Source organism: Prolixibacteraceae bacterium, assembly GCA_019856515.1.
Taxonomy (GTDB): Bacteria; Bacteroidota; Bacteroidia; order Bacteroidales; family Prolixibacteraceae; genus Halosquirtibacter; species Halosquirtibacter xylanolyticus.
This window is the reverse complement of the sequence record CP082230.1, coordinates 995,979-1,019,419: the sequence shown is the minus strand read 5'-3', so window position 1 is coordinate 1,019,419 and position 23,441 is coordinate 995,979. Positions and strand designations below refer to the sequence as shown.

The 23,441-nt window shown below is 37.8% G+C and carries 8 protein-coding genes; all 8 read left to right on the top strand.

Translation table 11 applies throughout. From position 1 onward, the window contains the following. Positions 1 to 313 precede the first annotated feature (313 nt). The 8 genes from K5X82_03515 (at position 314) to K5X82_03480 (ending at position 23,380) form a co-directional block, all read left to right on the top strand. Positions 314 to 7,687, top strand: a complete 7,374-nt coding sequence (locus tag K5X82_03515) for a tail fiber protein (GenBank protein QZT37975.1) — start codon at positions 314 to 316, stop codon at positions 7,685 to 7,687. 14 nt (positions 7,688 to 7,701) lie between these two features. Beyond that, entirely contained in the window at positions 7,702 to 8,763 is a 1,062-nt protein-coding gene (locus tag K5X82_03510) for a gliding motility-associated C-terminal domain-containing protein (GenBank protein ID QZT37974.1), read from the top strand. Positions 8,764 to 8,817: 54 nt separating this feature from the next. Continuing rightward, a complete protein-coding gene (locus K5X82_03505; protein QZT37973.1) occupies positions 8,818 to 9,750 on the top strand; it encodes a PorP/SprF family type IX secretion system membrane protein in 933 nt (310 codons plus the stop codon). A gap of 26 nt (positions 9,751 to 9,776) precedes the next feature. Beyond that, positions 9,777 to 11,726, top strand: a complete 1,950-nt coding sequence (locus K5X82_03500; protein QZT37972.1) for an OmpA family protein — start codon at positions 9,777 to 9,779, stop codon at positions 11,724 to 11,726. A 361-nt stretch (positions 11,727 to 12,087) separates the two neighbouring features. Beyond that, a complete protein-coding gene (locus K5X82_03495) occupies positions 12,088 to 19,290 on the top strand; it encodes a hypothetical protein (GenBank protein ID QZT39163.1) in 7,203 nt (2,400 codons plus the stop codon). 80 nt (positions 19,291 to 19,370) lie between these two features. Next, the gene (locus K5X82_03490; GenBank protein QZT37971.1) at positions 19,371 to 20,432 is read left to right on the top strand and encodes a gliding motility-associated C-terminal domain-containing protein; all 1,062 of its coding nucleotides are present in this window, start codon (positions 19,371 to 19,373) and stop codon (positions 20,430 to 20,432) included. 53 nt (positions 20,433 to 20,485) lie between these two features. Beyond that, positions 20,486 to 21,418, top strand: coding sequence for a type IX secretion system membrane protein PorP/SprF (locus K5X82_03485; protein QZT37970.1), 933 nt, complete (start codon positions 20,486 to 20,488; stop codon positions 21,416 to 21,418). Between the two features lie 27 nt (positions 21,419 to 21,445). Next, entirely contained in the window at positions 21,446 to 23,380 is a 1,935-nt protein-coding gene (locus tag K5X82_03480) for an OmpA family protein (protein QZT37969.1), read from the top strand. Positions 23,381 to 23,441 lie beyond the last annotated feature (61 nt).

Here is a 23,441-nt window from a genome sequence, read left to right as displayed (position 1 = left end):
ATATTTAATTGTTATGGTGAAAAATGTTGCTCTGAGATTAATGACATTAGTATAAAATTGTGTAAAGATATATTGATACTTCTTTTGATGTTATAATCAGGTAGCCAGTATTATGGTTTGTTTTTATAATAACTGAGATTCGTTGTTTAATTTTAAGTTTTTGTGTTCATTTTTAACGGTGTTCTTTAAAATAAGTCAAAGTAGTGGGTGTTGTTAAAAAACATCGAATGATAGTAAACTTTATTCGATGTTATAATGTTTCATAATAAATGTTTTACCCAGACATAATTTGTCAACTTATAAATATTTGTTTATGAAACGTATCTATATCCTTTTTTTCTTTTTGTTACAGTTTCCATTGTTATTTGGTCAGAGTGTCGGAATTGGTGGAAGTGATTTTACTCCCGATCCAAGTGCTGCGTTAGAGATTCAATCTAATAACAAAGGTTTATTAATACCACGAATGTTAGAGGGAGAGAGAAGTGTCATTATTTCTCCTTCAACAGGGCTTTTAGTTTATCAAACTAATGGTCAGGCTGGTTTCTACTATTTTAATGGATCTGCATGGGAGTTGTTGGGAACAAATGTTAATGACAAAGATTTTGATCCTACCAATGAGATCCAAGTTCTAAGTATTTCAGATGATATTATTACGTTATCAAATGGAGGGGGTTATGTCGAGTTACCATCTGGAACACTCGGTGCACAAACGCTGACTTTAGATGGAACAACTTTAACGATCTCCTCAGGAAATAGCGTGGATTTGTCTCCATTAAAAGATAACTTAGGTAATCATGAAGCCACAAAGAATATTGTTTTATTTTCCCATTATATTAGTGGGGATGGAGATGATGAAGGAATAAGTATTAGTAGTAATGGCGATGTTCTATTTAGTAATATTGTAACGATCTTGGGTGATATTGTATTACCAGATGGAAGTATTGATAGATCTGAAATAGCTAATCATGCTGTGGATAATAGTAAATTATCCGATGGTTCTGTATCCGAATCAAATCTTCAAGATAACACTGTAGGTAATTCTAAAATAGTTGATTTATCCGTTACAACATCTAAGATCGCTAATAGTGCTGTGGATAATAGTAAATTAGCTGATGGTTCTGTTGGAATAACGAAGTTGTTAGATAATTCCGTTTCGGAATCTAAAATATTAGATGGAGCCGTTTCAAGTTCAAAGCTTTCGATCGGATCAGTGACAACATCAAAGCTAGCAGAAGGTTCGGTAACGGAGACCAAATTATCAGATGCCTCTATCTCGACGCAAAAGCTAATGAATCTATCTGTTAGTCATGATAAATTGGGTGAGAGTTCTGTTGCCACTTCAAATTTACGAGATAATTCTGTGAATTCATTAAAACTGCTAGATGGTTCAGTAACAGAGCCAAAGTTGGCTGATGGATCTGTTAGTCAGAGTAAGATTCAAAATTTATCTGTTCAAACAGGTCATCTTTCTGATAATGTAGTAACAGAGGTTAAGATTAGTATTGGTTCGGTGACAGAAGATAAGCTCAAAGATGGCGCAGTTACGTCATTAAAGTTGTCAGATGGTTCTGTGACTACACAAAAGATTGGTTTCCAGCAAGTCACTTCGGATCGACTTTCCAGTATGAATGCAAGCATGGATGAATATTTGAAGTGGGATGGATCCGTTTGGGTTCCTAGTAGTATTGGAGGAGTGCTGAACTATAGTGGAACATGGAGTGCATCGTCGAATATACCATCGATTGTCGATGGTAGTGGATCCAAAGGTGATTTTTATATTGCTTCTACTGTTGGCACACAGGATTTTGGTTCAGGTTCGATCAGTTTTTCTCCAGGAGACTGGGTTTTGTATGATGGTTTAAAATGGGAACGAGTAAATAATTCAAGTGAAGTGAACTCTGTTTTTGGACGCAAAGGAGAGGTCACACCCCAAGTAGGCGATTATACCTGGGCTCAGATTGATAAGACGACATCATTTTTGAGTGATTTGAGTGATGTAAGCAGTTCTAATCCCGATGCAGGTTATATTTTACTTGGGGATGGAACACATTGGACTAGTAGTAGTGTTCATGGTGATGTTGTGATGGATTCCAATGGGAAAACGACAATAATGGCCAAGCATATTACCTATAATAAACTACAAGATGCTTCAGGTGTTGATGGTACTATTTTGTTGTGGAATGGAAGTTCATGGCAGGAGACTGATATTGAGAGTTTATTGCGTGATGATTTACAAGATTTACAGCTTAGCTCATCAAATATTTTAGGTTTAACAAAGAGTGGTGTTGCCGTTGACTTGAGTAAGTATTACGATAATACTGATGATCAGGTTTTGAGTTTTGATGGTAATGTTTTGGGTATTGAAGGAGGTAACAGTGTTGATTTGACACCGATAAAAGATAATCTAGGGAATCATGTTGCCACAGAGCAGATTTCTTTAGGAACCCATAAAATTGGTTTTGCCTCAGATAATAAAGGTTTGGGATTTGATAGTAATGGATCCGCGACTTTTACTGGTTTTGTTACAGCTCCAAAGTTAATAGCCTCAGATGTGACTTTCGGCAATGGTACGATAAATACTGCAGAGATAGAAGATGAGGGAATTACGAGTTCAAAGTTGTCTTCGGCTTCAGTTACTAGTGATAAGTTGGCATCTAATGCTGTAACTACAACAAAGATTGTTGATGGTTCAGTGGTTAGTTCAAAGTTATTTGATGGATCTGTGACGAGTTCGAAGATTGGAGATGGTCAGATTACGTCGGTCAAATTATCAAGTATGAATGCGAATACGGATGATTATTTGAAGTGGGATGGATCGGTATGGGTACCGAGTGGTTTTGGAGGTGTGTTGAATTATCAAGGTACGTGGAGTGCACAGAGTAATGTTCCCTCAGTGAGTGATGCCAATGGATCGGAAGGTGATTTTTATGTTGTATCTACTGAAGGAGCCCAAGATTTTGGTTCAGGACCACAGGATTTTTCTGCAGGTGATTGGATTCTATATGATGGAAGTAAGTGGGACAGGGTAAATAATTCGAATGAAGTGAATACTGTATTTGGGCGGAAGGGAGTGATTACTGCACAATTGGGTGATTATACGTGGAGTCAAATTGATAAAACGACCTCTTTCCTATCTGATTTAAGTGAGGTTTTGATTTCTACACCCAATGCTGGTCATGTTTTATTAGGAAATGGAAGTCAGTGGGTAAGCAGTCCATTGCAAGGAGATGTCTTAATTGATGAAAATGGAAATACAACTATTGACAACCAACGTATTACTTATAATAAGTTACAGGGTGCTTCTGGTACTACAGGTACAATTTTAATGTGGTCAGGAGTGTCATGGGAAGAGGTGAATTTAAGTACATTGGTTGCAGATGAGATTCAAGATCCGACTTTGAGCTCTGCAAATTTATTGGGATTGACCAAGACGAGTGTTACGGTTGATTTGAGTAGGTATCTGGATAATACAGATTCTCAAGATTTAAGCTTGACCGATAATAGTTTAAGCTTGACAAATGATATAACAAGTGTAGATTTAAGTAAATATCTAGATGATACAGATAATCAAAATCTAGAGCTTAATGGAACGGTGTTATCGATCGAGGATGGTAACAGTATTGATTTTTTTAATCTAGCTCAGTCTGTAGTTCAGGATCTTTCTATAACAGGTAATGTGCTGTCTTTAACACAGGATGATTCTACGGTGGATTTAGGTAAATATTTAGATAATACTGATGCTCAGACGCTGTCATTAAATAGTAGTAATGAGCTTAAGATTTCAAATACAAGCTCTTTAGTTGATTTGAGTAAATATTTAGATAATACAGATAATCAAGATTTGGCATTAACAGGTAATATCTTATCGATAAGTGGAGGAACAAATACGGTTGACTTGTCTACCATTGTTACAGGAGACAATCAAGATTTGACATTGAGTGGTGATGAGTTGAGTTTAACTAATGATCCTAGTCCAATAAGCTTAAGTCCTTATCGTCAGAGTTTGAGTTTGAATGGTAGTGTTGTTGAGATTAGTGAAGGAACTGGAGTGGATATCAGTAGTTTGTTGGATCTAAGTTTGAGTGGTAATAGTTTAGGTATTTCAGGAAGTAGTACTACTGTAGATTTATCGCCACTTCGAGATAATCTAGGGGATCACCAAGCTACCGAGAAGTTAAAGTTGGGTTCAAATAAGATTGGTTATGGTGTTGAAGATAAAGGATTGAGTTTTGATAGTAATGGTAATGCTGTGTTTACAGGAGTTGTCACAGTTCCAGAGTTAGTTGCAACGGATGTTAATTTAGGAACAGGAACTGTCGGGACAAGTGAATTGGCTAACGGATCGGTTACGCCAGAAAAGATAAATACTTTATTAAGTGGCGAGTTGATCATCGGAACAAGCTCAGGTAATGCTACAGTTTCTATCGGAGGTGATGCTACATTAAATAGTAATGGTGATTTAACGATCAAAGATAATGTGATTACGAGCCAAAAAATATCTGATGGATCTGTTGTGTCATCCGATATTGCGGATTTGTCTATTCAAACGATTGATATTTCTGATGGTGCAATATCAGAGGGTAAGTTAAAGGACGGTTCAGTGACTAGTGGTAAATTGATGAATGGTGCTGTTACGACCTTGAAATTAGCCGATGGTAGTGTGGATGGGACGAAGCTTTCATCGATGTCTGCAAATACCGATGAGGTTTTACAATGGAATGGAAGCCGTTGGGACCCAGCCCCGATAACAGGAACATTAGATTATCAAGGTGTCTGGGACCCTAGTACGAATACCCCAACTTTAAGTAGTGGTGACACTGGTATTTCAGGGAAGTATTATGTCTCATCACAGAATGGTACTGTTAATTTGGGCAGTGGTAATGTTGATTTTAATTCAGGCGATGTTGTTTTAGGTACCACTTCAGGTTGGCGTAAGATAAGTAATACGAATAATGTTATTTCTGTTTTTGGTCGAACAGGGGTAATTACCGCCGAATCGGGAGACTATACATGGAATCAGATTGATAAAAGTGTTTCCAATTTAGATGATATTTCAGATGTCAGTAGTTCGGATAGGACCGGAGGTAATATCTTAATTTCTAATGGCAGTAGTTGGGTAAGTAAATCGTTAAGTGGAGCCGTAAGTGTAACTAGTAGTGGAGTGGTTAGTTTGAGTTCTGGTTCTGTTTTGAACAGTCATCTAGGATCGGGATCTGTTGATGCGGATAAGGTTTTGGATCACAGTTTAACTTATACAAAATTACAAAATGCCACAGGTGTTTCACGAACTGTATTGGTTTGGAATGGTTCTCGTTGGGAAGAGGAATTTATAGAGAATATTGAAGGGGATGCCGATCCACAAAATGAGTTGCAGAACTTGAATTTAACAGGTAATGATTTGTCGTTGTCGTTGAATGGATCCACGATAAATTTGGGTAAATATTTAGATAACACAGATCAACAGTCATTGAGTTTGGTGGGAACACAGCTTTCGATATCTAATGGAAATAATGTTGATTTGAGTGGATTTGCAAGTACGGATAGTCAGGAGTTGGGATTGACAGGGAATACCTTGACGTTAACTCGTTCGGCGACTTCCGCCGATTTGAGCAAGTATGCGCAGACGTTGACTTTCAGTTCATCGACCAATAGTTTAAATATCAGTAATGGTAATAGTGTTGATCTATCTGTTTATTTAGATAATACGGATAATCAAGACTTATCATTGGTTGGTAACACCTTGAGTTTGACAAGTGACGCTACGACCGTTGATTTGTCTGGATATTTGGATAATACGGATGAGCAGCGGTTGTCTATATCAGGTCATGATTTAAGTATCACTGGAGGAAATACGATTGATTTGTCCTCATCAGATAGTCAGGATTTGAGTCTGTCTACGGATGTTTTGAGTTTGAGCAATGATGCAACCCCAGTTGATTTATCACCATATCGTCAAAGTTTGAGTTTAACCTCTAGTAGTTTGGCTATAAGTGGAGGTAACAGTATTGATATAAGTAGTATTAATACGGATGCGCAAACCTTAAGTTTTTCAGGCAGTAGTTTAAGTATCTTAAATGGAAATAGTGTTGACTTGTCAGGCTTGAAAGATAATTTAGGAAGTCATGAGGCAACACAGAATATTGATTTGGGTTCTCATTGGTTAAGTCATGATGGTACGGATAAGGGTTTGTCTATAGGTACATTAGGAGATATTACTATAAATAAGAAGTTGACTGTTGACGAGCTGTTAACTGCGAATTCAGATGTAAGTGTTTCTGGAGATCTTTCGGTTGGAACAGGAAGTAGTGAGTCCTCGGCAGTATTGAATATTTCAAGTAGTAGCAAAGGTATATTGATTCCACGTATGACTGGAACCCAGCGAGATGTAATCGCAGGCCCAGCAACGGGATTGATGATTTACAATACTTCTACCAATATGTATAATTTCTATAATGGCGTTTCATGGCAAGAAATAGGAGGAGATGATAATCTGGGAGATCATACTGCGACCCAAAATATCGCCTTGAATGGAAATGTTTTGAGTAATGATGGAGATAGCGAAGGTTTAAGTGTCGATAATAGTGGTCATGTCACTTTTAGTGGAAACACTACGCATGGTGGTTCTGTATTATTAGGAAGTGGTAGTGTTGATCCATCAGCTATTTTTGAAATTAAGAGTACGACAAAAGGAGCTTTGTTACCACGTATGACGACAACTGAGCGCGAGGCTATTGGTTCACCTGCCAAAGGATTGTTGGTTTTTGATACGACGATCAATTCGTTATTTACATATAATGGAACCAAGTGGGTTTCAGCAGAGGCAAGTGCTAATACCTGGAATGTGGCAGGAAATACAACTGTTGATGAGACAACCGATTTTATAGGTTCAGTGAATGCGGCAGATGTAGTGATTAAGAGCCAGAATGCAGAGGTGGTAAGAGTAACCAAGGATAGTCGCGTAGGAATTGGTACTGTAGGTAGTAGTGTCGAGACATCGGCCAAGTTAGAGGTTAAAAGTACGAATCAAGGTTTCTTGCCTCCGCGTATGACGACTGCACAGCGAACATCGATAGTGAACCCTGCAATTGGTTTGGTGGTGTTTGATACGAATAAGGGTAACCTGTTTATGTATACTGGTATTTGGACAGAAATAGGGGTTCCTATTGGTTCTATTCAACCATTTATGGGGACAGTCATTCCTGATGGATGGATGTTATGTGATGGTTCTCCCTTTAGTGCAACAACATATCCCCAATTGCAGAGTGTATTAGGAAGTACTAATTTGCCTGATTTGAGGGGAGTGTTCTTAAGAGGTTTAGATAATGGCAAAGGGTATGATAGTGGTCGTGCCATTAATACTTATCAGAGTGATACCAATAAGAGTCACACTCACTCTGGTAGTGCGAATTCTGCAGGAAACCATAATCACTCAGGTACTACCGATTCTGGTGGAAATCACCGTCATGCAATGGGGAACTCTTATACACAAAGTGGAGGAGGGTATCCTCATGAAGCCGGTAATACTCGTAATGAGAATACTTATACAGATTATGCAGGTGCTCATACGCATTCCTTTTCAACAAATTATAATGGTTCTCATACGCACTCTTTGTCAATAAATAGTTCAGGAGGTAATGAGGCACGCCCCAAGAACGTTTCTGTCAACTATATTATCAGAGTTAAATAGAAAAGGAGGTTGTTATGAGATATCGTTATATGATAATAGGACTCTTATTTCTCTATTCTCTTGATACTTTTAGTCAAGGCTTTTATGTGAAAGAAGGGGTTGCAACGGTAGGAGGGTCAAGCTATTTTATATTGCATGATACCCATTTAGAATCTGATGGTGAATTTCGCTCGAAGGATCTTTCTCAAGTGATTCTTCGGTGGCAAATGATCGAAGGAGTAGTAGTAGGAAATGTAGGTTTCCAGAATTTGATATTGGATGGAAGTGGATTCTTTGAGAGTGATTTGACTGTTCTCGGAGATATCCGTTTCAGAAGTGGGATTTTAGATATTGGGACTTATAATTTAAGCCTAGGTGGAATATTGTTGAATGAGCGAGAAGATAGTTATATCTTCTCCTCTTCCACGGGTCGTATCTATTTTGAAGGAGCTGTCTCTTCTAGTGTTCGTTTGGATCCGGGCAATTTAGGGTTAGATTTTACCCCAACAGAGAGTGTCTCTCAAGTTTCCATTTCACGAGGAAACATGGAATTGTACAGTGAAGGTAACCGAAGTGTGTTACGTAACTATCAAGTAAGTCCAGCTTTAGCTATGTCTACTTTATCATTTAAGTATTTTGATCATGAAGAAAATGGTTTGGATGCTAATGGATTTGCAGTATGGAATAATAAGGGGAGTTATTGGCAGGGTTTAAAACGAATTAGTAGTTCCGATGGATTGCTTTTGAGTGAGGGCGGATCTTCAATAGGAGAAGTAACAATTTATTCGACCTCAGTGAATAGTGAAGTTGTTTTTCCATCAGGCTTTACTCCGAATGGCGATGGAGTGAATGATTACTATGTTATAGGAGGAGCTCTTTCTTATCCCAACAGTCGTTTGGTTGTTTTTGATAGCTCTGGGAATATTCTTTATGATGTTTCCCCATACCAAAATGATTGGGATGGTCGAACCGGTCAAGGTGTAGATCTGGAAGGGGATCAGTTGCTGGAAGATGGGACTTATTTTTATATTTTTTATAAGGATGCAACGCAAAGTAATGATGTAGACAAAGGTTTTATTGAACTGAAGACACAATAACTTTGGTATATGGTAAAGCCTAATCAGATGTTAAACCAGACAAAAAGATGTAATATGAAATTACAAATAAAGATAATCACTACTTTGCTTCTTTTACTTGTTATTGGTCGGGTTTCAAGTCAGAATTATATTGAGATCGGTCAGTATATGTATCATCAAGCTTTTTTTAATCCTTCTGCTATTGGGAGTTATAATGATATTCGTATTGCAGGTTTGGTTCGTCAACAGTGGGTTGGTGTTGATGGAGCCCCTCGTGTATATAGTGTTAATGCAGCTATTCCTTTTGAAAAGATGGGTTTGGGTTTTACTTTAACCCAGTCAGAAATTGGAGTTCATAAAGAGACGCGTGTTTTTGCTTCATATTCGTATCGATTAAAATTGCAGAAGAACCACTATCTGTCTTTTGGAATAAGTGGCGGTGGCGTTTTGCAAAATGTTGATTATAGTTCAGTGATCACAAGAGAGTCGAATGATGACCTGTTTTCAGCAGATATTAGCTCTACGTTTACTCCCGATTTTCAACTAGGGATTTATTATCTTATGCCGAGGTTCTATTTTTCTATTTTTATCCCGAGTATGTTAACCAGTGAGGTTCGTATGGTTGGCGGCGAAGAAGATGTTACAACCAATTTTGATGCACAACAAGTCCATCTATATTTTCAAGGAGGTTATGAATATCCTTTGAGTGATGATTTTCATTTGAATCTCTCCACGTTGATTCGTTATGTTTCGAGTCTTCCCTTAGAGTATGATCTGAATGCGATGTTGGGTTGGAAAGGTCGATTGGGTGTTGGTTTTTCTTATCGCTCACGCAAGGAGTTTTTTGCACTATTTAATGTAGGGTTAACCGAACACTTAAAGTTGTGTTATGCTTATCAGAATAGTTCCATTGTTCATGATCATTTTAGTAGTCATGAAGTGATGCTTATTTATGCCTTTAAGCGAAATAACAAGCGTAGGATTCGAATTCAAAGTCCCCGTTTTTAGTTTTTAAACACCAAAAAGAGTTTACGATGATAAGAATTTTAACTAGATATTTACTTTTCTTTCTTTCGCTTGTTCCGTTAATGACTTTTGGTCAGCGCAAGTTATATGAGAAGGGGTTGAGAGCCTACAACGAAGGTTTTTATACGGAAGTGATTGATATTTACACTCCGCTAGATGTTTCGTCAAAAGATGTTGATATTGAATTGATGTTGGCACATAGTTATTCCCATTTACAAGATCCCGTTCAAGCTGCGTTTTATTATAATCGAAGTCGATCGCTTTTATGGCCCTTCTCATCCACTTATATGTTGGACTATGGTAATGTTTTGCGATTGTTGGGGCGTTATGAAGAGGCTGAGCAGGTGTATCGTTCGATGGGGCAGGTTCCTGAAGATTTGGTCGCATCATGTATTTGGAGTAGACAGGAGGTTTTAAGTGATCGATTTATTTCGGTGTCTCAAATTCCCGTGGAAGGGACTTATCGAATAAATGGAATAAGTAAATCTGGAGATCGTTTGTTAATGTCTGTTCAAGAGGAGGATATAGATTATGAATTGACATTGTTTGATCTAAGAAGTGGCGAACGTGAATTGTATATGAAGTCATTCTCTTGGCCATTTAATCTGAATAGAGCGCAAGAGTTAGGAGATTCCGTTTTGATTTATAGTGGAAATGCCTCGAAGGAGCGCTATTTAACCTCGAAGGCCTTACGTTCGGGCAAGATTAGTCGTAGAGGGGAGAATATGCTCTATATCTATATGGTGGATCTTCGCAAGGATCGTTTAGAAGGAGAATCATTTGATTTTAATAATCCGGAATATGGTTGTACCCATCCTTTTATGAGTATTGATGGTAGACGGTTGTATTTTGTGTCCAATATGCCTGGAGGTTATGGTGGTTTTGATCTCTACTATGTTGAGTGTCTGCCCACCGGTTGGAGCGATCCTATAAATATGGGAAAGGAAATTAATACGATTTATGACGAGGGTTATCCTTATGAGAAGGATGGTGTTTTATTCTTTTCAAGTAAGGGGCATATTGGTTATGGAGGTTATGATGTTTTTATGGTTTCTTTGGGTTCTGAAGACCCAAAGGTGGTGAATTTGGGAAAGCCTATAAACAGTTCACGTGATGATGTTAGCTATATTGAAGACTCTGTCGCAACAGGTTATTTTTTGTCAAATCGTTTTGAGGGAACAGGCAAGGATCAATTGTGGCATTTTCGTCGTCAGCTAGATTCGGAAAATGAATTAGAGCAACAAACGGATATGGAATTACTCTCTCTTCCAGATTCTATTTATCGAGAAGTCTTATTATTTAGGAAAGAACAAGAGGTCTTCGGTCGAAATATAGAGGGGGTTGTTGTTAAAGGAGATAATAAACGAATTTCATCTTATGTTGTTCCTATGCCTGATCCAATGAGAGAGGGTTTAAATAATATTGATGATTTGGGCCGTAAAAGCTATTTAAGTTTTAATGTTCCTGCATCGAGTGATGTTTCTATTGTCTATGACGAAGATGGGTGTTTGATTCGCAGTGTTACGTCAGAAGTTTTGATGGCGTTTCCTGTTGAAATAGATCAAGATGAAAAAATAAGTCAAGTCCCAGTTTATTGGATTGATCGTGAAAATGAAGATCTTCGAATTGATTATGTATTCTTTGATTTTGATAGTTCTCGTTTGACCTATAGTGAATTGAAGAAGTTAGATGATGTTGCTCTATTTCTTAAGTCAAACCCATCGTATAGCATTCACTTGACAGGATATGCAGATAATATTGGAGATTCAAATTATAATAAAGCTCTTTCTTCTCAAAGAGCAAAATCAGTATCAATATATTTAATTTCAGAAGGAGTGCATGATTTTCAAATCTCAAGTCAGGGGAATGGTATAGATCAACAGAATTATGAAAATATTGGAAAGGTAAAAGATCGTCTTATTCGTAGATCTGTAAAATTTAGTTTTACAAAGAAATAATATTATTTTTTCGTAGATATAATGAGCTTCTGTGATACAATTTTATGTGTTTCAGAGGCTTTGTTATGATTAATATGCCTGTTGTGTGGTAAACCGTGTAACGGATATATTTATATTGAATTGTTAATTTTTGTGTTTTTACTCCCTGAAATACCGTGTCATAATTTTTTATGAAATAAATACTTTTTTATAAAATAACGTTCTAGCCTGTGTTCGTTATTGGATGCCTTGTAGTGGGTTTAGTGTGTTTAGTATTCGGTGTTAAAAAACATTGAATAGTTGAAAACTTTATTCGATGTTATAATGTTTCATAATAAATGTTTCACTGTAACATAATTTGTCAACTACTAAATAATTATTTATGAAACGTATCTATATCCTTCTTTTATTTTTACTTCAGGCCCCATTTTTGTATGGGCAAAGTGTTGGTATCGGAGCAAGTGATTTTACTCCAGATCCTAGTGCCGCTTTGGAGATTCAATCCAATAGTAAAGGACTTTTGATCCCTAGGATGTTACGTGATGAGAGGAATGCTGTTGTTACACCATCCATAGGTCTTTTGGTTTATCAAACCAATGGGCAATCTGGTTTTTATTATTACAATGGAACGGCTTGGGAGCAGTTGGGAACGAATGTCAATGATAAGGATTTTGACCCGACCAATGAGATTCAAGTATTAAGTATTTCAGACGATGTAATCACTTTGTCTAAAGGAGGAGGCTTTGTAGAATTACCTTCTGGGACATTAGGGGCTCAGACCTTGACCTTGGATGGTACGACATTGACTATCTCTTCAGGAAATAGTGTTGATCTGTCTCCGTTGGAAGATAATTTAGGTAATCACGAAGCGACCAAGAATATCATACTTTTTTCTCACTATATAAGTGGAGATGGAGATGATGAAGGAATCAGTATAAGCAGTAATGGTGATGTATTATTTAGTAATGTAGTTACTATTTTAGGAGATATTGTTCTTCCAGATGGAAGCATTAATCGGACAGAAATAGCTGCTGGTGCTATTGATAATAGTAAGCTTTCAGATAATGCCGTTTCTCAAAGTAAATTGCAAGATAATTCCGTTAGTAATTCAAAATTAGTTGATGGTGTTATCACAAGTAATAAATTAGCCAATGGTTCTGTTACCAATAATAAGATTGCAGATGGTTCCGTGAGTATAACTAAATTGGCAGACAATTCCGTTTCAGAGTCAAAATTGCTTGATGGTTCTGTGACAAGTGCAAAACTCTCTTCAGGATCTGTGATTACTTCAAAAATAGGAGAAGGTTCTGTTACAGAGACCAAATTGGCAGACAGTTCGGTTTCTACACAGAAATTGATGGATCTTTCGATAAATCATGATAAGTTGCAAGAAGGGGCGGTGAGGACATTTAACCTTCAGGATAATGCGGTTAACTCTTTAAAATTGCAAGATGGATCTGTGACAACCCCCAAATTGGCAAATGGATCGGTAACTGGTACTAAGATTCAAAATTTATCGGTACAGACGGGTCATCTATCGGATAATTCCGTAACAGAAGGAAAGATTGGAATTGGGTCGGTTTCTGAAGTGAAGCTGCAAGATGGAGCTGTTACGACACTTAAGATAGCAGATGGATCTGTAACGAGTAGTAAAATTGGTTTCCAACAGGTGACATCGGATCGTCTTTCCAGTATGAATGCCAGTACGGATGAGTATTTGAAGTGGGATGGATCTGTTTGGGTGCCTAGTAGTATTGGAGGCGTATTGAATTATAGTGGAACATGGAGTGCTTCTTCTAATGTTCCTTCGATTGTTGATGGCACAGGTTCGAAGGGGGATTTCTATGTTGTATCGACATCAGGAACGCAAGATTTTGGTTCTGGATCGATCAGTTTTTCACCAGGTGATTGGATATTATATGATGGTTTAAAGTGGGAGCGCGTAAACAATTCTAGTGAAGTCAATTCTGTTTTTGGTCGAAAAGGCGAAGTTACAGCCCAGACGGGTGATTACACATGGGCACAAATTGATAAGACAAGTTCATTTTTGTCGGACTTAAGTGATGTGGGTAGTGCGAATCCATCAGCAGGTTTTATCTTATTAGGAGATGGAACGCATTGGAATAGTGGTTCTGTCCACGGAGATCTTTCAATGGATTCGAATGGAAAGATGACCATTGAGTCGAAGCATATTACTTATAGTAAGTTACAAGATGCATCCGGGGCCAATGGTACCATTTTGTTATGGAATGGTAATTCATGGCAGGAAACCGAGTTACAGACCTTATTGCGTAATGATCTACAAGATTTGCAGCTTAGCTCTTCTAATATTTTGGGATTGACCAAGAGTGGTGTTACTGTTGATTTGAGTAAATATTACGATAATACAGATGATCAAAGCCTTAGCTTTGATGGCAGTGTATTGAGTATTGAGCGAGGTAATAGTGTTGATTTGACACCGATCAAGGATAATCTAGGAAATCATGTTGCCACACAACAGATTGTTTTGGGAACACATAAGATTGGATTTGGATCGGATAATAAGGGTTTGGGATTTGATAGTAATGGATCCGCGACTTTTACAGGATTTGTTACAGCGCCCAAGGTTATTGCAACAGATATAGCATTGGGAAATGGAGCCATAAATACATCTGAGATTGAGGATGAAAGTATTACAAGTGCTAAGCTCGCGTCAGGTTCTGTAAGTAGTGATAAATTAGCACCGAATTCCGTTACTGCTACAAATATTGTGGATGGTGCGGTGGTTAGTTCCAAGTTATTTGATGGTTCTGTAACCACATCAAAGATCGGAGATAGTCAAATTACGGCAAGTAAGTTGTCTGGAATGAATGCCAATACGGATGACTATTTGAGGTGGGATGGTTCTGTTTGGGTCCCTAGTGGTTTTGGAGGTGTTTTGAATTATCAAGGTACATGGAGTGCCCAAAGCAATGTTCCATCTGTAAGTGACAGTAACGGTTCTGAAGGTGATTTTTATGTGGTGTCTACCTCAGGAACCCAAGATTTTGGTTCTGGACCACAGAGTTTCTCTGCAGGAGATTGGATTTTGTATGATGGAAGCAAGTGGGATCGTGTAAATAATTCGAATGAAGTAAATACTGTATTTGGGCGGAAGGGAGTAATTACAGCACAATCAGGAGATTATACATGGGCACAGATTGATAAGAGTACCTCGTTTTTATCAGATCTAAGTGAAGTTTTGAGTTCTACTCCTAATGCAGGCCATGTTTTGCTTGGTAATGGAAGTCAATGGGTCAGTAGTTCCTTGAAGGGAGATGTTTTAATGGATGGTAATGGTAATACGATCATCGAGAATCAACGTATTACCTACAACAAATTACAGAATGCATCGGGAACCACAGGAACTATTTTAATGTGGTCTGGCACAGCTTGGGAAGAGGTTAATTTAAGTACTTTGGTCTCAGATGAGATTCAAGATCCTACGTTGAGTTCTGCCAATCTGTTGGGATTGACCAAGACAAGTGCTACGGTGGATTTGAGTAAATACTTAGATAATACGGATAATCAGGATCTGACTTTAACAGACAATAGTTTGAGTTTATCGAATGATGCAACAAGTGTTGACTTGAGCAAATACTTAGATAATACAGATGGTCAGAATCTGACCTTAACAGGTACAGTGTTGAGTATTGAAGATGGTAACAGTATTGACTTTTACAATCTTGCACAGTCCGTAGTGCAAGACCTCTCTTTAACAGGAAATGTATTGTCATTGACCCAAGATCACTCTTCGGTTGATTTGGGTAAATATATGGACAATACCGATGCTCAGACGCTGTCATTAAATAGTAGTAATGAGTTGAAGATTTCTAATACAGCTTCACTGGTTGACTTGAATAAGTATTTGGATAATACGGATAATCAAGAGTTGGCTTTGATAGGAAACATTTTATCTATAAGTGGTGGAATCCATACGGTTGATTTATCGAGTATTGTAACAGGGGATAATCAAGATTTAAGTTTGGTTGGGGATGAGTTGCGTTTGACCAATGATCCAAGTCCAGTTAGTCTAAGTCCTTATCGTCAAAGTTTAAGTTTGAATGGGAGTAGTGTTGAGATTAGTGAGGGGACAGGAGTGGATATCAGTAGTCTGTTAGATTTAAGTCTAAGTGGTAATAGTTTGGGCATTTCAGGAAGTAGTACTACCGTTGATTTATCGCCACTTCGTGATAATCTAGGGGATCATCAGGCTACAGAGAAGTTAAAGTTGGGTTCAAATAAGATTGGCTATGGTGTTGAAGATAAAGGATTGAGTTTTGATAGTAATGGTAATGCCGTGTTTACAGGAGTGGTAACCGCATCAAAATTGATTGCTGCTGATGTTGATTTAGGTGCAGGTACTGTCGGAACTAGTGAGTTGGCTAACGCATCGGTTACGCCAGAAAAGATAAATACTTTATTAAGTGGAGAGTTGCTTATCGGAACAAGCTCAGGCAATGCTACTGTTTCTATTGGCGGGGATGCTACATTAAATAGTAATGGCGATCTAACGATTAAGGATAATGTGATTACGAGCCAAAAGATATCTGATGGATCCGTTGTGTCATCAGATATTGCAGATTTGTCTATTCAAACTATTGATATCTCGGATGGTGCAATATCAGAGGGTAAGTTAAAGGATGGTTCTGTGACTAGTAGTAAATTGATGAATGGTTCTATTACTACCTTGAAATTAGCAGATGGTAGTGTTGATGGAACGAAACTCTCTTCTATGTCCGCGAATACAGATGAAGTATTGCAGTGGAATGGAAGCCGTTGGGATCCAGCCCCTATAACAGGGACCTTAGATTATCAAGGTGTTTGGGATCCTAGTACCAATACACCAACATTGAGTGATGGGGACACTGGTATTTCAGGAAAGTATTATGTCGCATCACAGAATGGTACTGTTAATTTAGGCAGTGGTAATGTAGACTTTAATTCAGGAGATGTTGTTTTAGGTACCTCTTCAGGTTGGAGTAAGATTAGTAATACGAACAATGTGATATCTGTTTTTGGACGAACCGGAGTTATAACTGCCGAATCAGGAGACTATACATGGAGTCAGATTGATAAGAGTGTCTCTAGTTTGAATGATATTTCAGACATCAATAGTTCGGACAAGACTGGAGGTAATGTAATCGTAGCTAATGGTAGTAATTGGGAGAGTAAGACTCTAACTGGTGCGATTGGCGTAACGAGTAGTGGTGTGGTAATATTAAATTCGGGTACAGTTCTTAATAGTCATTTGGGATCTGGTTCTGTCAATGCAGATAAGGTTCAAGACCATAGTTTGACTTATACGAAGTTACAAAATGCTACAGGAGTCTCACGTACTGTATTGGTTTGGAATGGTTCGAGATGGGAGGAGGAGTTTATAGAAAATATCGAAGGAGATTCAGATCCACAGAATGAGTTGCAGAATTTGAATTTAACGGGTAATGATTTGTCCTTATCATTGAATGGATCTACAATAAATTTAAGTAAATATTTAGATAATACGGATCAACAGTCGTTGAGTTTGGTTGGTACTCAGTTGTCTATCTCTAATGGGAACAATGTTGATTTAAGTGGTTTTGCAAGTACGGATAGCCAGGAGTTAGGTTTGACGGGAAATACGTTGACATTAACCCGTTCAGCAACATCCGCCGATTTAAGTAAATATGCCCAGACGTTGACCTTTACCTCATCTACAAATATCTTAGGGATAAGTAATGGTAATAATGTTGACCTGTCTGTATACTTGGATAATACAGATAATCAAGATCTTTCTTTGGTCGGTAATACATTGAGTTTAACAAGTGATGTTACGTCAGTTGATTTGTCTGATTATTTAGATAATACGGATGAGCAGTTGTTGTCTGTTTCTGGTCACAACTTGAGTATTACAGGAGGTAATACTGTTGATCTATCGATGTCAGATATTCAGGATTTGAGTTTGGCAACAGATGTTTTAAGTTTAACCAATGATGCAACGACAGTTGATTTGTCACCTTATCGTCAGACTTTGAGTTTAACATCGAGTAGTTTGGCTCTAAGTGGAGGAAATAGTATTGATATTAGTAGTATCAATACTGATGATCAGACCTTGAGTTTCTCGGGTACAAGTTTAAGCATTTTAAATGGAAACAGTGTCGATTTGTCGGGACTGAAGGATAATCTAGGGAGTCATGAAGCGACTCAGAATATTGATTTGGGATCACATTGGTTAAGTCATGATGGGACAGATAAGGGTTTGTCTATAGGAACTTTAGGTGATGTTACCATTAATAAGAAATTAACAGTTGATGAGAAGTTAACTGCGAATTCAGATGTAAGTGTTTCTGGCGGTTTGACGGTTGGAACAGGAAGTAATGAGTCTTCAGCAGTATTGAATATTTCAAGTAGTAGCAAAGGGATATTGATCCCACGTATGACAGAAACTCAACGTGATGTTATTACAACTCCAGCAGCTGGACTGATGCTTTATAATACTTCAACAAATGAATATAATTACTATAATGGAACTGTTTGGACTGTGATTGGAGGAATGTCAGGAATTCAATCTAATATAACCACTGTAACTTCGTCATATAGTATTTTAGAAGAGGATAAGTATGTAGTTTATACAGGAGCAACTGATGCAACGATGACCTTACCCTTAGCTTCAGGTGTATCAGGTAAAGAGTTTATCATTAAGAATATGTCAAATAAATCTGTTACAGTTAATACAAGTAATTCACAGCAGATATGGTATGATTCAGTGAATAAAACTACCTCAGCAATATTAGGAACAGAAATGAATAATAATTGGATGAAATTGGTTTCTGATGGGGTTAAGTGGTTTAATTTTCAGCCGTTTTTAGCAATAGCAACTGGCTCAAAGACATTTTCATATACTGGATCAGTACAGTTGTTTGAAGTTCCTGTAGGAGTAACTTCAGTTACTGTTTCTGCGTGGGGAGCTCAAGGATGGTCAGGTACTAATTCTGGCGGTTTAGGTGGCTACTCCAAAGCAGATGTTGCAGTTACTCCAGGAACTATAATTTATGTTTATGTTGGACAAGTTGGACAAGGACTGTTTGCCGCAAGTACACCAGGCACAATAGCTTATAATGGAGGTGGTGCCGGAATGGGAAACAACTCTATTAGTGGAAGTGGTGGCGGTGGTGGTGCCTCAGATATCCGAATCGGAGGTACAAGCTTAAATGATAGAGTAATTGTCGCTGGTGGCGGTGGTGGTGCTACTAATAATTCGAATTGCTATGGTGGTACAGGTGGTGGAACAGCAGGAGGTTCTGCAGGCGGCTCATATGGTGGAGGAAATGGAGGTACTCAGATTTCAGGTGGTAGTGGATCAATTAATGGATCTTTGGGAAATGGAGCTAGTGCTGTTTCAGGAATGACTTCCGGCTGGTATGGCGGCGGCGGTGGCGGCTGGTATGGCGGTGGACTTGGAAATACACACGGCGGTGGCGGTGGCGGTTCTGGGTATGTTGGAGGACAAGGTGTATATACGACGAGTAATACAACAACTGGTAATGCGGTGCGAGCTGGAAATGGACAGGTTACGATTAGTTGGTAATTGAACTACATAAATGAATCCCTGTCGTGTATATGTATATAAGTAATGAGATATAAACTTATTTGTAATTTAATGTGTTTATGAATCGTTTGTTAGTTTTCATAGTATTATCATTTTTGATTTCGTCATCTTCATTTAGTCAAGGCTTTTATGTGAAAGATGGGGTTGCAACAGTACGAGGGTCAAGCTATTTTATATTGCATGATACCCATTTAGAATCTGATGGTGAATTTCGCTCGAAGGATCTTTCTCAAGTGATTCTTCGGTGGCAAATGATAGAAGGTGCTGTAGGAGGAAATGTAAGTTTCCAGAATTTGATATTGGATGGAAGTGGATTCTTTGAGAGTGATTTGACTGTTCTCGGAGATATAAGTTTTAGAAGTGGGGTTTTAGATGTTGGGACTTATAATTTAAGCCTAAGTGGAGTATTATTGAATGAGCGAGAAGATAGTTATATCTTCTCCTCTTCTACTGGTCGTATTTTCTATGAAGGCCCAGTCTCTTCTAATGTTAATGTAAGTCCAGGTAATCTTGGCTTAAGTTTTCTTCCTATAGAGGATGTATCTCAGGTGTCCATTTCACGCGGAAACATGGAATTGTACAGTGAAGGTAATCGAAGTGTGTTACGTAACTATGAAGTAAGTCCACATTTAGCTATCTCGACCTTGTCCTTTAATTATTTTGATCATGAAGAGAACGGATTATCTTCAAGTGGTTTTGCTGTATGGAATAATATGGGGAGTTATTGGCAAGGACTAAAGCGTATTAGTAACTCCGATGGCTTGCTTTTGAGTGAGGGCGGATCTTCAATAGGAGAAGTAACAATTTATTCGACCTCGGTGAATAGTGAGGTTGTTTTTCCAACAGGTTTTACCCCGAATGATGATGGTGTAAATGATATCTATGTTATAGGAGGAGCATTATCTTATCCTAATAGTCGTTTTGTTGTTTTTGATAGTTCTGGTAATATTCTATATGATGCCACTCCTTATCAAAATAATTGGGATGGAAGAACAGGGCAAGGGGTCGATCTTCAGGGTGAAGAGTTGCTTGAAGATGGGACCTATTTTTATATATTCTATAAAGATGTTTCAAATAGTAGTGATATAGATAAAGGTTTTATCGAATTAAAGACACAGTGATATATGGTGTTGGATATCTATGATAATGTTAAAGCAGACAAAACGGATGTAATATGAAGTTACCAATAAAGATAATCACTATAATACTTTTTGTGACTATAGGAGGTCGGGTTTTTAGTCAGAACTATATTGAGATCGGTCAGTATATGTATCATCAAGCTTTTTTTAATCCTTCTGCTATCGGGAGCTATAATGATATTCGTATCGCGGGTTTGGTTCGTCAACAGTGGGTTGGCGTTGATGGAGCCCCTCGTGTATATAGTGTGAATGCGTCTATTCCTTTTGAAAAGATGGGTTTAGGCTTTACTTTAACCCAGTCAGAAATTGGGGTCCATAAAGAGACGCGTGTTTTTGCTTCATATTCGTATCGATTAAAATTGCAGAAGAACCACTATCTGTCTTTTGGAATAAGTGGCGGTGGCGTTTTGCAAAATGTTGATTATAGTTCGGTGATCACAAGAGAATCGAATGATGATCTGTTTTCAGCAGATGTTACTTCAACATTTACACCAGACTTCCAGTTGGGTATTTATTACTTTATGCCGAGGTTCTATTTTTCTATTTTTATTCCAAGTATGTTAACTAGTGAAGTGCGTTTGGTTGGCGGTGAAGAGGATGTTACGACCAATTTTGATGCACAACAGGTGCATCTATATTTTCAAGGAGGTTATGAGTATCCTTTGAGTGATGATTTTCATTTGAATATCTCCATGTTGATCCGTTATGTTTCGAGTCTCCCTGTAGAGTATGATTTGAATGCGATGTTGGGTTGGAAAGGTCGATTGGGCGTTGGTTTTTCTTATCGTTCACGCAAGGAGTTTTTTGCTCTATTTAATGTGGGGTTAACGGAACACTTAAAGTTGTGTTATGCTTATCAGAATAGTTCTATTGTTCATGATCATTTTAGTAGTCATGAAGTAATGCTTATTTATGCATTTAAGCGGAATAATAAGCGTAGGATTCGAATTCAAAGTCCCCGTTTTTAGTTTTTAAATACATAAAAAGAGTTTGCGATGATAAGAATTTTAACTAGATATTTATTGTTTTTTCTTTTGCTTGTTCCGTTAATGACTTTTGGTCAGCGCAAGTTATATGAGAAGGGATTGACAGCCTACAAAGAAGGTTTCTATACCGAAGTGATTGATATTTTCACACCGCTAGATGTTTCGTCAAAAGATGTTGATATTGAATTGATGTTGGCACATAGTTATTCACATTTACAAGATCCAGTTCAGGCAGCGTTTTATTATGGTCGAAGTCGATCGCTCTTATGGCCATTCTCGTCCACTTATATGTTAGATTATGGTAATGTTTTGCGATTGTTGGGGCGTTATGAAGAGGCTGAGCATGTGTATCGTTCTATGGGACAGGTTCCAGAAGATTTGGTTGCGTCATGTATTTGGAGTCGACAGGAGGTTTTAAGTGATCGATTTATTTCTGTGTCTCAAATTCCCGTAGAAGGGACTTATCGAATAAATGGAATAAGTAAGTCTGGAGATCGTTTGTTAATGTCTATTCAAGAGGAGGATGTGGATTATGAATTGACACTGTTTGATTTAAGAAGTGGAGAACGTGCATTGTATATGGAGTCATACTCTTGGCCATTTAATCTGAATAGAGCTCAAGAGTTAGGAGATTCAGTTCTGATTTATAGTGGAAATGCTTCTAAGGAGCGATATTTAACATCGAAGGCCTTACGTTCGGGTAAGATCAGTCGTAGAGGGGAGAATATGCTCTATATCTATATGATGAATCTTCGCAAGGATCATTTAGAAGGAGAATCATTCGATTTTAATAATCCTGAATATGGTTGTACCCATCCTTTTATGAGTATTGATGGTAGACGGTTGTATTTTGTGTCCAATATGCCTGGAGGTTATGGTGGTTTTGATCTCTACTATGTTGAGTGTCTGCCCACCGGTTGGAGCGATCCTATAAATATGGGAAAGGAAATTAATACGATTTATGACGAGGGTTATCCTTATGAGAAGGATGGTGTTTTATTCTTTTCAAGTAAGGGGCATATTGGTTATGGAGGTTATGATGTTTTTATGGTTTCTTTGGGTTCTGAAGACCCAAAGGTGGTGAATTTGGGAAAGCCTATAAACAGTTCACGTGATGATATTAGCTATATTGAAGACTCTGTCGCAACAGGTTATTTTTTGTCAAATCGTTTTGAGGGAACAGGCAAGGATCAATTGTGGCATTTTCGTCGTGATGTTGAAGTATATGATGATAACCTGAAAAGAGAGATGTCTGTCCTAACTGATTCTATATACGAGGAGGTTTTATTGTTTCGAGAAGAGCAGCTGTTATTGGGTTGTAGTGTAAGAGGTGTTGTGGTAAAAGGAGATAATGAACGGGTTTCACCCTATGTTGTCCCCATCCCAGATCCATTGCGAAAGTCATTGAACGATATCGACAAGGTTGATCGTTCGAGTTATTTAAGTTTTGTAACTCCAGATGCCGTAACAGAGGCTTTTACTTATGATGAAGATGGTTGTACAATTGAACAGCAATTCTCAAGCGTATTGATGGATATTCCATTACAAGTTGACATCGATGGATATACTAATGAAGTTTCTACATATTGGGTTGGAAGAGATTGTATTAACCTTAGAATTGATTATCTCTTTTTTGATTTTGATAGTGATCGTATGACTTATAGTGAATTGAAGAAAATAGATTTAATTGCAGGATTTCTTCAAGAGCATCCCAATTATCGTATTCAGCTTAAAGGGTATGCAGATTCTATTGGAGATTCAAATTATAATAGGCATCTTTCTAAAAGGAGAGCCGAACGAGTGGCTTCGTGTCTAAAGTTTTTGGGAATCACTACTTCACGTATTGTGGTTAGTGGAGAAGGAGACCACCTTCGTTTTGATGAGGTGATTGATGCGAATAAAGTAATGCCTCTACAAAGAGTAGTAAGATTTCAGTTTGAATAGGCATTGTCTTCCTTTATGAAAAGAAGGTTGAGCTTCTTATCATCTTCTAAATCATTTACTC